The sequence below is a fragment of the Pseudomonas sp. UBA1879 genome, from assembly GCF_002338065.1.
GTDB lineage: Bacteria > Pseudomonadota > Gammaproteobacteria > Pseudomonadales > Pseudomonadaceae > Aquipseudomonas.
The window spans coordinates 1-12,002 of sequence record NZ_DDHJ01000021.1 but is presented as its reverse complement, the minus strand read 5'-3'; the positions used below and the strand labels follow the sequence as shown (position 1 = coordinate 12,002).

Sequence of the window (12,002 nt, the reverse complement as noted above, 5' to 3'; positions counted from 1 at the left end):
AGTTGACTAAAAAATGGTAGGAGCGTGGGTTGTCCCGCGATCGACTGTGCAGCAGTCGTGAAATCTGCAATCTCGGTTTATCAGTCATACCGAGGCCGTTTGGTTTCGCTGCCGGTTCCCGGCAGATCGCGGGACAAGCCACGCTCCTACATAGGCATGCCGCTCAATTCCAACCCACCCGATCCATCATGCGAATCGCCTCGGCCTGGCGCCGTCCGGCAATCTCGACGGGAATGGTATCGGCTTTGAACGTCCCCCAACTCGCGACTTCCTCAGACGGCGCGACCTTTGGATTGGCAGGAAACTCCTGATTGGTGCCAGAGAAGATCGCTTGTGCATCAGCGCCGGTCATCCATTCCACCAGCGCCTTGGCAGCTTCAGGGTGGGGCGCGTATCGCGTCAGGCCGATGCCCGACAGGTTGACGTGTACGCCACGGTCAGTCTGGTTGGGCCAGAACAGGCGCACCGCCAGATCCGGATTCTGCTTGTGCAAACGGCCGTAGTAATAGGTGTTGACGATGCCGACGTCGCACTGCCCGGCGTTGATCGCTTCGAGTACGGCGATGTCATCGGAAAACACGTCGGTGGACAGGTTGTTCACCCAGCCTTTGAGGATCTTCTCGGACGCCTCGGCGCCATGGGTTTCGATCAGCGTGGCGGTCAGCGACTGGTTGTAGACTTTCTTCGCGGTGCGCAGGCAGAGACGGCCTTCCCACTGCTTGTCCGCCAATGCCTCGTAGGTGGTCAGCTCTTCGGGTTTCACGCGGTCGGTCGAATACGCGATGGTCCTCGCACGCAGGCTTAATCCTGTCCAGGCATGGCTGGAAGAACGGTATTGCGCAGGGATGTTTTCGTCGATCACTGGCGAGGTAAAGGGCTGCAGAATGCCCATCTGTTCGGCTTGCCAGAGGTTACCGGCATCAACGGTAAGGAGCAGATCAGCCGTGGCGTTTTGCCCTTCGGCCTTGATGCGCTGCATAAGCGGCGCTTCTTTATCGGTAATGAATTTGACCTTCACGCCGGTTTTAGCAGTGTAGGCATCGAAAACCGGCTTGATCAGTTCGTCGATACGGGAGGAATACACCACCACTTCATCAGCGGCCTGGGCGGTGCTGCCGAGCACGGTCAATGCCAGGGCAGCCAGAAGACGCTTGCTCGCCTGCATGCTGATCTCTCGTCTTGAAAAAATGAGGCGAAATGGTAGTGAATCTCATCAACGAAATCTGTGCGGAGCCGTTACGAGATGTTGCAGAGCCCAGGAGCATGCAGCAAATCTCTGTAGGAGTGAGCAAGCTCACTCCTACAGAGATCGCGAGAAATTCAGATCTTCGCCAGTTCCGGCAAATCCCCGGTCAGCCCCAGCGCCTGCCGCACGAACATCGCTTTGACCTCAGCCGATTGATCCACCGTCTTCAAACCGGCATTGCGCAGCCAGCGCACGGGCAGCGCATCGGCCTGGAACAGCCGCTCGAAACCTTCCATTGCCGCCATCAGCGCCAGGTTATGCGGCATGCGGCGGCGCTCGAAGCGGCTCAACACTTTCTGATCGGCCAGACGCTCGCCACGCTCCGTCGCGTTGCGTAGCACGTCAGCCAGCACCGCCGCATCGAGGAAGCCAAGATTCACGCCCTGCCCCGCTAACGGGTGGATGGTGTGGGCGGCATCACCGATCAGCGCCAGACCGTCCATCACGTAACGCTTGGCATGGCGTTGACGCAACGGGACACATAGACGCGGATCGACGGAAATGACGTGACCCAGACAGCCTTCGAACGCCGTTTCCAGCGCACGGCAAAACGCCTCGTCTTCCAGCGTCATCAAACGCTCGGACTCCTCGGGCGTCACCGACCAGACGATGGAGCACCAATGCTCGCCGTCACGTTCAAGCGGCAGAAATGCGAGAGGGCCTTGATCGGTGAAGCGTTGCCAGGCCGTTCTGCGGTGGGATTCTGCCGTGCGTACGCTGGTCACGATGGCGTGGTGCATGTAGTCCCATTCCCGCGTTGCCATGCCGGTCATCCGCCGCACGGTAGAGTTGGCACCGTCTGCAGCCACCACCAGCGGCGTACGCAGGGTGCGGCCGTCCGAGAGGGTCAACAGCCAGTCGTCCCCGGAATGCCGTATCTGCTCAAGACGCGCATTCGCCAGTAAACCAATATCGGAGTCCTGCAAACGCTCGATGAGAGCATCCTGAACCACCCGGTTCTCAACGATGTGCCCCAACACCTGCGCGTGCACGCTGGATGCGGAAAAATGCACCTTGCCTGTGCCGCTGCCGTCCCAGACGTGCATGTCCCCATAGGGACTGACGCGTCGGGCCACTATGCCTTCCCAAACATTCAGACGCTCGAGGATACGTTGGCTTGCCGCAGACAACGCGCTGACACGCGGCTCGAACGGCGCGCTGGCGTCGAACGGCTTGACGCTCAACGGGCCGCTGTCGACCACCAGGATGTTCAACCCGCTGTCTTTCAGCGCCAGCGCCAAGGCGCTACCGACCATTCCGGCCCCGATAATCAGCAGATCTGCGCGCGTTTCCATGCTTTAAATCGTCTCGTTGGTGGCTGGACTACGGAATGAAGTGCGGCATCGGCCACGAATGAAAGAAGGGGTCAAACATCGGCTTGAGTCCCCAGCCCCATGGCCTGACGTGCGAACCAGCTCTTGGCCGAGGGCAGCAAATCAAGGCCGAGCAAGCCGATATTGCGCCCGGCCGTAATAGCCGCTTGTTGATTGCTGAACAGACGGGTGACCTGATCGGAAAAGCCTACGGTCAGCTTTTGGTCCAGGTACTGGCGGTCGCGATACGCCTGCAAGGTTGCCAGATCACCCGGCGCCGCATCGCTGGCGAGCAAGGCTTCAGCGAGCGACGCCGCATCGCGCAAGGACAAGTTGAAACCTTGACCGGCAATCGGGTGCAGGCTGTGCGCCGCGTTGCCCAACACCACCAGATGCGAGCGCACCTGCTCTTCGGCCTGGATCAACGACAGCGGGTACGTGTGGCGCACGCCGACCTGTTTCAACGCGCCCAGTCGATAGCCGAACACGCCTTGCAGTTCGCTCAGGAAGCTGCGGTCGTCCAGTGCCATCAGCCGTTTCACTTCTTCAGGTTTGCGGGTCCAGACCAGCGCACAGCGGTTCTCCGGCAGCGGCAACAGCGCCATCGGGCCTTCGTCGGTAAAGCGCTCGAACGCCTGACCACGGTGGGCTTCGCCGGGCGTGATGTTGGCAATCAACGCGCTCTGATCGTAGGGCGTCGTGCGCACGCCGATGCCGAGTTGTTCGCGCAAATCAGACCGGCCACCGTCAGCGAGAATCGCCAGGTCGCAGTCCAGTTGGGTTTCGTCGTTCAGGGTCAGGCGATAGCCCTCGGGCAACGCCTGCATCTGTTTCACCTCAGCGGGTACTCGCCAAGTGATGACATCTGCGTCCAGGCCTTGCCAAAGGCATTGGCCGAGCCAGGCGTTTTCTACCACATAGCCCAGCGCCGGCACGCCTTCCTGCATCGACGACAGCCGCGCCGCGCCAAACCGGCCCTTGTCGGAAACCTGAATCTCCAGGATCGGCTCGGCGCGGCGGCTGATTTGCTGCCACAGGCCGAGCCGTTCGTAGATCTGCCGCGCGCCGAAAGACAGTGCCGAGGAGCGCGCGTCGTAGCTGGGCTGATAGGTATTGCCCGGCGCGAACGGCTCGATCAGGACGATCTTCCATCCACGCGCCTTGGCCCCCGCCTGCAACGCCAGCGCAAGGCTGGCGCCGACCAGCCCGCCGCCTACGATGGCCAGATGGAAACGGCTCATGGTGCTTCGGTTCGCGCAACGGCCATCAGGGCCTCGATATCGGCCACAGTCTTGGGCACGCCTGCGGTGAGAATTTCACAGCCTTTTTTGGTCACCACGACATCGTCCTCGATTCGTACCCCAATCCCGCGCCACTTCTTCGCGACGCTTTGATTATCCGGCGACACGTAGATACCGGGCTCAACGGTCAGCGCCATGCCAACTTCCAGCACTCGCCATTCGCCGCCGACTTTGTACTCACCGACGTCGTGCACATCCATGCCCAACCAGTGCCCGGCGCGGTGCATATAAAAAGCTTTGTACGCCTCACTGGCGATCAGTTCACTGACCTCGCCTTGCAGCAAGCCCAGCTCGACGAGCCCCGCCGTGATCACCTGGACCGTAGCCTCATGGGCCTGATTCCAGTGATTGCCCGGTTTGATCGCCGCGAACGCCGCTTCCTGGGATTTGAGCACCAGCTCGTAGATCGCTTTCTGTTCGGCTGAAAATCGGCCGCTCACCGGAAACGTGCGCGTGATATCGCTGGCGTAACAGTCGATTTCACAACCAGCGTCGATCAACACCAGATCGCCGTCTTTCAGTGGAGCGTCGTTTTGTTGGTAGTGGAGAATGCAGGCGTTGCGGCCAGACGCGACGATAGAGCCGTACGCCGGCATCTTCGCTCCGCCTTTGCGAAACGCGTAATCCAGCTCGGCTTCGAGGCTGAACTCATACAGCCCGGCACGGCTGGCCTGCATGGCGCGAACATGGGCGTGGGCGGAGATTTGAGCCGCTTCGCGCATTACCTTCACTTCCGCTGCTGATTTATAGAGGCGCATGTCATGCAGCAGATGATCCAGCGCAACGAACTCTTTCGGCGGCTGCGCGCCGAGATGCGCCTTGGAGCGAATCACGTTGATCCACTCCATCACGTGGCGATCGAACTCAGGGTTGCTGCCCATCGACGAATACACCCGATCGCGCCCTTCGATCAGACCCGGCAGAATGTCGTCGATGTCGGTGATCGGGAACGCGTCGTCAGCGCCATACTCGGCAACCGCCCCGTCCTGCCCGGCACGCAGGCCATCCCACAGCTCACGCTCGGCGTTGCGCTCGCGGCAGAACAGGACGTATTCGCCATATTCCCGCCCAGGGATCAGCACGATCACCGCTTCAGGTTCGGGGAAGCCGCTCAGGTACTGAAAGTCGCTGTCCTGGCGATAGACATGTTCGACATCACGATTGCGAATGGCCACAGCCGCTGCCGGAAGGATGGCGATGCTGTTGGGCTCCATCTGCGCCATCAGGGCTTTGCGGCGGCGGGCGTATTCGGCTTTCGGGATACGGATCATGGGCAGGGGCGGTCCTCGGGAGGCATGTTCCGGTCTCCCGCCGATTGGCAAGGGACCGGACGACAACGATGGCAGTCAGTGCAGGGAAGGCTTTGGTTCAGGTTCCGTTTTCGTGTTGAACTCGGTGAACAACAGCAACGGTGCGACCCGCAGATATTCCATGACTTCCATGTAGTCGCTCTCGCCGTCTTCAGAGTCTTCCAGAGCGTCTTGGATCTGGGCAATGGCGGCCAGGTCCTGCAGGACGTCCTTGGCATCGTCGCTCATGGGCTGTCCGCCTACGCGTGCAAAACCGTGGAGGAAGCCTTGGCACCACTGGCCGATGGCAGTGGTTCGTGCGGTGAGGGATTCGTCGTCGCCGGGCAACAGCAGCACGACGGCCATGTCATCGCCAGTCAGCTCGTTCTTGACCATTTCCTGTAGGCCGATCAGGGCCTGACGGACGTTGGCCTCGGGCTCGGTCTGCAACAACTCGTGGGCGTCGTCGAACCAGCCTTCGGCGTCAAAGCCTGCACCCGCACAACTGCGGCCCAGCAACAGGCCGTGCAACTCGGCAGGAGAAACAGGATGACCAGCGCTGCTGAGCAGGGTGGCGAATGCGTTGTACGGGGAATTCTGATTAGGCATGGGCAGCTAGGCGCCAAGCGGCGCAATGTCTAGAATGGAGGCCTTGTATCGTAGCACCGGCAGATGCGCCCAAGCTATCCAGGCGATATTTGAGGCAGTTCCTGAGGCCAGCTCCTGCACCACTCATCAGAAAATAATCAGTGGAAAACGATGGAAGACAACGACCTGCAAGCGCTGATGGCTCGACTGGAATTATTGATCAATCGCGTCGAGCAACTAAAAAGTCAAAACGGACTCCTATTAGCTCAGGAAAAAACCTGGCGCGAGGAACGCGCTCACCTCATTGAAAAGAACGAAATCGCCCGGCAAAAGGTCGAGTCCATGATTTCGCGCCTCAAGGCCCTGGAGCAAGACTCATGAGTAATGGCAACAGCATCACCGTGCAAATCCTCGACAAAGAGTATTCGATCATCTGCCCTCAAGAAGAGCGCACCAATCTGGTCAGCGCCGCCCGTTATCTGGACGGCAAGATGCGTGAGATCCGCAGCAGCGGCAAGGTCATCGGTGCCGATCGCATCGCGGTGATGGCAGCCCTGAACATCACGCACGACCTGCTGCATAAACAGGAACTGCCTGAATCGCAAACCAGCGGTTCGACCCGCGAGCAAGTGCGTGATCTTCTGGACCGCGTTGACCTGGTCCTTGCCACGGATGAGCCAAAAGCACAAGGCTGATTGTTCGAGCATCATTCGTTATACTGGCCATCGCTCCCTGGAGTGCTTGCCAGTCGGTCATGTCCCTGAGCCGATACGCACAACCACGGGGGTTGCACGTTGGGGCTGGTGTGCATGTCCGCTCGACGGAAAGCCTTAAAGCCTCCTGCAATCTCCACCTTGAACTTTCGGGTTCAAGGGCTACACCGACAGCGGTTCGTCGGGGAGTCTCAAATTCTCAAACCGGCGCCAGACGTCCTGTCTGGCGATGGAAACGGGGGACGAGCATCGCGAAATTGCCTTGTCTCCCGTACATTTTCCAAACCTCACGGACCCGCCTGCATGACTGCCTCTGGCGCCGCTTCCCTGAACGATTCTGCCAACCTCTCCCGACCTCAACTGCGCCGCCTTTTGCGTAAGGCTCGCCGCTCGCTCACACCCGCAGAACAGCGACAGGCGGCGCAAGGTTTGTACCGGCAACTCGCGCAAAACCCGCTTTTCCGTCGCGCCAGGCATGTTTCTCTATACCTTCCGATGGACGGCGAAATCGATCCACGCCTGTTGCTGCGTGAAGCCCAGCGTCGCGGAAAGGCGACTTATCTGCCGGTGCTCAGCGCGTGGCCACGGACAAAGATGGTCTTTCAGAGAGTGCGGCCGGGGGACAGGTTCAAGCCCAATCGATTTCGCATTCCTGAGCCACACATCAACCCGCGACAACAACGCAAAATCTGGGCACTGGATCTGATTCTGATGCCCCTCGTTGGCTTCGATGATCAGGGCGGCCGGCTCGGTATGGGCGGTGGCTTCTACGATCGCAGTCTGGCGTACCAGGCTCGTCGAAAAGCCTGGCAAAAACCGGTGCTGCTCGGCTTGGCGCATGAGTGTCAGAAAGTTGAAAGGCTGGCAGTGGCCAATTGGGATGTGCCGTTGCAGGGAACGGTGTCAGACAAGCGTTGGTATATGGCGTGAACAGGATCAGCGCCTGATTGCTCGGCTGACGCAGGCTTTGTGGGAGTGAGTTTGCTTACGAATGCGGTGTTACAAACGCAAACTATGCGGTGAGTGAACTGCCCCTTTCGTGAGCAAGCTCACTCTCACAGTCATCGAGTCAGCTCAAATTCCGCTTTATCGACGAGGTTGTTGCTGAGTGACTTCTACCGGTGCATCCGACTTCGCGGACCACAAACTTTGTGCGTAACCCGTGGTGACAATGCCCAAGCCGAACAAAATGACCAAAATCCATAGTAAATCCGGCTTGCGTTGCATTGATTGCCCCCCTTTGGCAAATCAAAAAGCTGACGTCCACGGCAACTTTCTGTAGGCCGCGTCACGTGTAGCGCTGAAAACGGCGGCATTCTGCGATAACGTGACCCAACACGCAAATGCTGGCGTCAACCGACCGTCGGTTTGTCATAAAAGCGTCGGACAACCTGTCCATTACGTCTTCAGGAGCCCCAATCCATGGCCTATTGGCTGATGAAATCCGAGCCTGATGAGCTGTCCATCACTGGCTTGCAAACTCTCGGCCAAACCCGTTGGGATGGCGTTCGCAATTATCAGGCACGCAATTTTTTACGTGCCATGGCAACCGATGACGAATTCTTCTTCTACCACTCCAGCTGTCCCGAACCGGGTATCGCCGGCATTGGAAAAATCGTCAGAACGGCTTATCCCGATCCAACGGCGCTGGACCAAAACAGTCATTACTTCGACGCCAAAGCCAATGATGAGAAGAATCCGTGGAGCGCCATCGATGTGGCGTTCGTGGAGACATTTCCGAAGGTGTTGGGCTTGGGTTATCTGAAACAGCAGACGGCATTAGAGCAACTGCCACTGATTCAAAAAGGCAGCCGTCTTTCCGTCATGCCGGTTACGCCCGAGCAATGGGCGGCGGTGTTGGCGTTGCGCTGAAGGGTCAAGCGCCTTTTACCTGTAGGAGTGAGTTTGCGCGCTATAGCGCTGTATCAGCGAGTGATCGGCAAACAGACACTACGCAATCGCGCGCAAGCTCACTCCTACCGTTTCATACCGGCGTTTATTGCGCGATGAAGTTGTTAAACAGCAAATCGTCCACCACCGGCTTGCCCGTTTCCTGGCTCAGCACCTGCTGGGTTTGTTTCAACGCTTCCTGACGCAGTTTTTCTTTGGCGTCGACGTTGCTCATGCTCTCGATGGTCTGCTGCGTGAACAGCGCCACCAACTGATTGCGGATCAAAGGCTCATTCGCTTTGACCAGTTTTTGCGCCTCGGCGCCAGTGACACGCAGGGCCACGTCAGCTTTATAGACGTGCAACTTGGGGCTGCCATCCAGCGCATAGTTGCCCACGAACGGGGGCGTCAACGCGACGTACGACACCTTGTTCGGGTCATCTTTCTCGCCGCCCTCTTCGTTGGCCAGCACAGGCGCCGACAACGCCAACAACATCAGAATCCACGCTTTCACAGTCCCACTCCTCGTCCGGTTCGCGCCATAGCTTACTCCAGCTTATGCACGCCTATCAGGCCGGGGCATGCTCATTGACCCCACAGTTGCCCTACCTACACTTATCGGCCATCACTGGAAAAGGAATAGTCCCGAATGAAAGCCGTGCTCTGTAAAGCCTTCGGCCCTGCCGAAAACCTGGTGCTGGAGGACATTCCGGTGCCGGAACCCAAGAAAAACGAGATTCTGCTAAACGTGCACGCCGCAGGGGTCAACTTCCCCGACACGCTGATCATCGAGGGCAAGTATCAATTCAAACCGCCCTTTCCCTTCTCACCAGGCGGCGAAGCCTCGGGCGTCGTGGCCGCTGTGGGTGAAAAAGTCAGCCACCTGAAAGTCGGTGACCGCGTCATGGCACTCACCGGCTGGGGCAGTTTCGCCGAACAGATCGCCGTGGCGGGTTACAACGTCCTACCAATTCCCGAGGCGATGGACTTCACCACCGCCGCAGCTTTCAGCATGACCTACGGCACCTCAATGCACGCCCTCAAACAGCGCGCCAACCTGCAACCCGGTGAAACCCTGCTTGTGCTCGGCGCCTCTGGCGGCGTGGGCCTGGCCGCCGTTGAAATCGGCAAAGCCCTCGGCGCCCGCGTCATCGCCGCCGCCAGCAGCGCCGACAAACTCGACGTCGCCAAAAACGGCGGCGCCGATGACCTCATCAACTACAGCGAAACCAACCTCAAAGACGAACTCAAACGCCTCACAAATGGCAACGGCGTCGACGTCATCTACGACCCTGTCGGCGGCGACCTCTTCGACCAGGCCATCCGCTCCATCGCCTGGAACGGCCGCCTCCTCGTCGTCGGCTTCGCCAGCGGCCGCATCCCCGAACTGCCCGTCAACCTCGCGCTATTAAAAGGTGCCTCGGTGGTCGGCGTGTTCTGGGGCTCCTTCGCTCAGCGCCAACCGCAGGACAACGCCGCGAACTTTCAACAGCTGTTCAACTGGTTCAGCGAAGGAAAGTTGAAGCCGCTGGTGTCGAAGGTGTATCCGCTGGACCAGGCAGGTGAGGCGATTGATTCGTTGGGGCAGAGAAAGGCGGTTGGGAAGGTGGTGGTTGGAGTTAGGTGATTTGGGTGTTGCATGAACCCGCTGTGATTGGCGGGTTTTGCAGGTCTGAAGTGCAATCTTGGCGCAAGAACCGTATCGTTATCGGTGCAATAGTTGACTCAATGTGAGCAGCGCCGCCTATGGCGAAGCTTAACGCACCTATACTCAGGGACACCGAATTTTTTGCATTCTAGCTCGGGGGTACCGGCTGTCACTGCGATGTTGGCGAAGTTTTGCATCTATGTTCAATTGAAAAATAAGGATCGTTGAACGATGGCTGAGGTAATGTCCAAGTTCAACGATGTGAAGAGCCTACAAGAACTTTCAAAAGTTCTTGCTTGGCCCAAGCAGATGGTTGCGTACTTCTGATGAGTGATCCACAGATATTATTCATAACCTTTGGGAAATCCAACGACCAGATGCTCTTACCTCCCTTCTGGCTCTGAGTGTCAGCGCCGATATGCTGCTATTTGATGAGGGAGAACGTGGGCCGGATGACCGCCTAAAACCTCAGTTCGAGGCCATTTCCAAGCTGGATGACAAAGAGCGCGAAGCTCTGGAGACAGTTATCAGCAGCGTACTGCACATGCACGACGCCAAGCGGTGGACACAAGCTGCGACTAAAAAGACAGCTTGTGGGGCCAATAAAACGGGCTGACCTTGAAAAAAGGACCAGTTCTGTGGTGCTGCCGCTGTGTATAAAAAAAGCTCTACAAATCACTTCAGTGCTTGCTGGGTTAAACACTCGCTTTGTATTACAAAAGCATAGCAGCCATTTAACATGAAAACATGCTAACTCTTTGATCTAGAAATAAATATCTACCCCGGGCGGGGTGCGTGTTGTGTATTGAGATTTTGCTCCTGTTTTGCACCATTAACTCACAGAGGCAAGGCTCACCCCCTCACTGATCACTATTTCCTCTGGGATCTTATCATAGATATAAAGCTCATCACCTAAGTTCAAAATGGACAGGCAAAAATCGTTATCAAACGAGAGAACAACGCCTATCACTACGTTTTCTGCTAAGGACTGTACAAGTGATACTGATACTAACCTCCTACCTACAACATCGGAGAAATAAAGCTCACCAGAAATACAAAAAATGTCCTGTCTACCGTACTCGCCTAGATCGCAGCTTGAAATCGGATTCAAAGAAAAACAGATAGATGCACCATCAGGTCCGCCATAAAGCTTCCCAACTTCAGAGCTTTCAAATAGAAGGCCAACCTCTTGAGGCGCAGAATCCCTCTCGGAAGAGAAAACATGGAATAGAGCATTTACTGACAGCAGTTTCTTACCGAGCACTGTTAACAGCCAAGCAATCATAAGTCTAGGGGAGTTCATTACCTGACACCCCCCTTCAATGCGCTCTGTACAGATGGATTCTGAGTTACCCCATCCTTCAGGATAGTAACGAACGTTCCATCAGGCTTGGTAACAACCACATCATTGCCCTTAACTCTGAAAAACACATCACCCCGTGCGCCATTTGCCCCTTGCCCAGCAAAAGTACCAGGGACTACCTTTTCAGGGTTACTGCCAACGTCATGAATTTTATCGAGTACCATTTTACGATCTGCTGGACTAGCCGCATTGCCGCCGAAATCTTCAACGTGCTTACCGAGTTTTTTACCTAGCTGCTTCGAATCTACCCTAAATGCTGCACCAGCGCCTACGCCACTTGCTGGAATAGATGTAGCGCCAGGTTTTGGAAGAAGACCGGACACCTCCCCTTTTGCACCAACCCCCATCGAGGCCTCGGCCGCTACCGTCCTCTCCGCAGCTGCAAGTGCCGCAGCACCACCACCCAGTATCCCACCCGCAATCCCAGACTCGCTCCAGAATGACTGTAGCCAAGCATGGCCAGCCACTCGTTCATCGTTGTGATTGATGTCTTGGAAATGACCGAGTACGGCCTTCTCATCAGCGGTTAGCGCGAAAGAATCAAGCAGCGAGCCCAGTCTAGCAGAACCGTCTTTGGCAGCACTATATTGACCGTTACACGTTTGCTCCCCTTCGCCCTTGCAGTCATACAGTCTGGCGCCGGTTTTGCTA

At 57.3% G+C, this 12,002-nt stretch carries 13 protein-coding genes and 1 other RNA gene; 6 read left to right on the top strand and 8 right to left on the bottom strand.

The window, feature by feature from the left end:
- Positions 1–163: 163 nt before the first annotated feature.
- The 5 genes from B3N48_RS23330 to B3N48_RS23310 form a co-directional block, all read right to left on the bottom strand.
- Positions 164–1,165, bottom strand: coding sequence for an extracellular solute-binding protein (locus tag B3N48_RS23330; RefSeq protein ID WP_296187724.1), 1,002 nt, complete (start codon positions 1,163–1,165; stop codon positions 164–166).
- Positions 1,166–1,320: 155 nt separating this feature from the next.
- Positions 1,321–2,541 carry a 2-octaprenyl-3-methyl-6-methoxy-1,4-benzoquinol hydroxylase gene (locus B3N48_RS23325; protein WP_296187723.1) on the bottom strand — a complete coding sequence of 407 codons (1,221 nt, stop codon included), beginning with the start codon at positions 2,539–2,541 and terminating at the stop codon, positions 1,321–1,323.
- A gap of 71 nt (positions 2,542–2,612) precedes the next feature.
- Positions 2,613–3,800, bottom strand: a complete 1,188-nt coding sequence (ubiH, locus tag B3N48_RS23320; protein ID WP_296187722.1) for a 2-octaprenyl-6-methoxyphenyl hydroxylase — start codon at positions 3,798–3,800, stop codon at positions 2,613–2,615.
- Positions 3,797–5,131 (bottom strand): Xaa-Pro aminopeptidase, encoded by a 1,335-nt coding sequence (pepP, locus tag B3N48_RS23315; protein WP_296187720.1) that lies wholly within the window; start codon positions 5,129–5,131, stop codon positions 3,797–3,799. Before pepP ends, ubiH begins: the two co-directional genes overlap by 4 nt.
- 75 nt (positions 5,132–5,206) lie before the next feature.
- Entirely contained in the window at positions 5,207–5,758 is a 552-nt protein-coding gene (locus B3N48_RS23310) for a YecA family protein (RefSeq protein ID WP_296187719.1), read from the bottom strand.
- A gap of 150 nt (positions 5,759–5,908) precedes the next feature.
- Between B3N48_RS23310 and B3N48_RS23305 the strand changes: the two genes are divergently transcribed.
- The 5 genes from B3N48_RS23305 to B3N48_RS23285 all read left to right on the top strand — a co-directional run bounded on the left by B3N48_RS23305 (position 5,909) and on the right by B3N48_RS23285 (position 8,322).
- The gene (locus B3N48_RS23305; protein ID WP_062379587.1) at positions 5,909–6,118 is read left to right on the top strand and encodes a TIGR02449 family protein; all 210 of its coding nucleotides are present in this window, start codon (positions 5,909–5,911) and stop codon (positions 6,116–6,118) included.
- Positions 6,115–6,432 carry a cell division protein ZapA gene (locus tag B3N48_RS23300; RefSeq protein WP_296187716.1) on the top strand — a complete coding sequence of 106 codons (318 nt, stop codon included), beginning with the start codon at positions 6,115–6,117 and terminating at the stop codon, positions 6,430–6,432. The genes B3N48_RS23305 and B3N48_RS23300 overlap by 4 nt, the downstream gene beginning before the upstream one ends.
- Before the next feature lie 31 nt (positions 6,433–6,463).
- Positions 6,464–6,642: non-coding RNA, 6S RNA (gene ssrS / locus B3N48_RS23295), on the top strand.
- Positions 6,643–6,753: 111 nt separating this feature from the next.
- A complete protein-coding gene (locus B3N48_RS23290; protein WP_414704277.1) occupies positions 6,754–7,380 on the top strand; it encodes a 5-formyltetrahydrofolate cyclo-ligase in 627 nt (208 codons plus the stop codon).
- 492 nt (positions 7,381–7,872) lie between these two features.
- Positions 7,873–8,322 (top strand): EVE domain-containing protein, encoded by a 450-nt coding sequence (locus tag B3N48_RS23285; RefSeq protein WP_296187714.1) that lies wholly within the window; start codon positions 7,873–7,875, stop codon positions 8,320–8,322.
- A gap of 124 nt (positions 8,323–8,446) precedes the next feature.
- Here B3N48_RS23285 and B3N48_RS23280 read toward each other — a convergent pair whose 3' ends face one another.
- Positions 8,447–8,854 carry a flagellar basal body-associated protein FliL gene (locus tag B3N48_RS23280; RefSeq protein WP_296187713.1) on the bottom strand — a complete coding sequence of 136 codons (408 nt, stop codon included), beginning with the start codon at positions 8,852–8,854 and terminating at the stop codon, positions 8,447–8,449.
- Positions 8,855–8,989: 135 nt separating this feature from the next.
- Between B3N48_RS23280 and B3N48_RS23275 the strand changes: the two genes are divergently transcribed.
- Positions 8,990–9,967, top strand: a complete 978-nt coding sequence (locus B3N48_RS23275) for an NADPH:quinone oxidoreductase family protein (protein ID WP_296187711.1) — start codon at positions 8,990–8,992, stop codon at positions 9,965–9,967.
- An 853-nt stretch (positions 9,968–10,820) separates the two neighbouring features.
- Here the strand turns inward: B3N48_RS23275 and B3N48_RS23270 are convergent.
- On the bottom strand, positions 10,821–11,291 hold the full coding sequence (locus B3N48_RS23270) for a hypothetical protein (protein ID WP_296187710.1): 471 nt from the start codon (positions 11,289–11,291) through the stop codon (positions 10,821–10,823).
- A partial coding sequence (locus B3N48_RS23265) for a hypothetical protein (RefSeq protein WP_296187709.1) occupies positions 11,291–12,002 on the bottom strand: 712 nt, incomplete at its 5' end. The genes B3N48_RS23270 and B3N48_RS23265, both read right to left, overlap by 1 nt.

Excerpts from the sequence above, each read along its gene's own strand:
- B3N48_RS23275 (WP_296187711.1), top strand. The coding sequence starts at position 8,990 with ATGAAAGCCGTGCTCTGTAAAGCCTTCGGCCCTGCCGAAAACCTGGTG.
- pepP (WP_296187720.1), bottom strand. The coding sequence starts at position 5,131 with ATGATCCGTATCCCGAAAGCCGAATACGCCCGCCGCCGCAAAGCCCTG.
- B3N48_RS23305 (WP_062379587.1), top strand. The coding sequence starts at position 5,909 with ATGGAAGACAACGACCTGCAAGCGCTGATGGCTCGACTGGAATTATTG.
- B3N48_RS23325 (WP_296187723.1), bottom strand. The coding sequence starts at position 2,541 with ATGGAAACGCGCGCAGATCTGCTGATTATCGGGGCCGGAATGGTCGGT.
- B3N48_RS23330 (WP_296187724.1), bottom strand. The coding sequence starts at position 1,165 with ATGCAGGCGAGCAAGCGTCTTCTGGCTGCCCTGGCATTGACCGTGCTC.
- B3N48_RS23300 (WP_296187716.1), top strand. The coding sequence starts at position 6,115 with ATGAGTAATGGCAACAGCATCACCGTGCAAATCCTCGACAAAGAGTAT.
- B3N48_RS23310 (WP_296187719.1), bottom strand. The coding sequence starts at position 5,758 with ATGCCTAATCAGAATTCCCCGTACAACGCATTCGCCACCCTGCTCAGC.
- B3N48_RS23285 (WP_296187714.1), top strand. The coding sequence starts at position 7,873 with ATGGCCTATTGGCTGATGAAATCCGAGCCTGATGAGCTGTCCATCACT.
- B3N48_RS23270 (WP_296187710.1), bottom strand. The coding sequence starts at position 11,291 with ATGAACTCCCCTAGACTTATGATTGCTTGGCTGTTAACAGTGCTCGGT.
- B3N48_RS23290 (WP_414704277.1), top strand. The coding sequence starts at position 6,754 with ATGACTGCCTCTGGCGCCGCTTCCCTGAACGATTCTGCCAACCTCTCC.
- ubiH (WP_296187722.1), bottom strand. The coding sequence starts at position 3,800 with ATGAGCCGTTTCCATCTGGCCATCGTAGGCGGCGGGCTGGTCGGCGCC.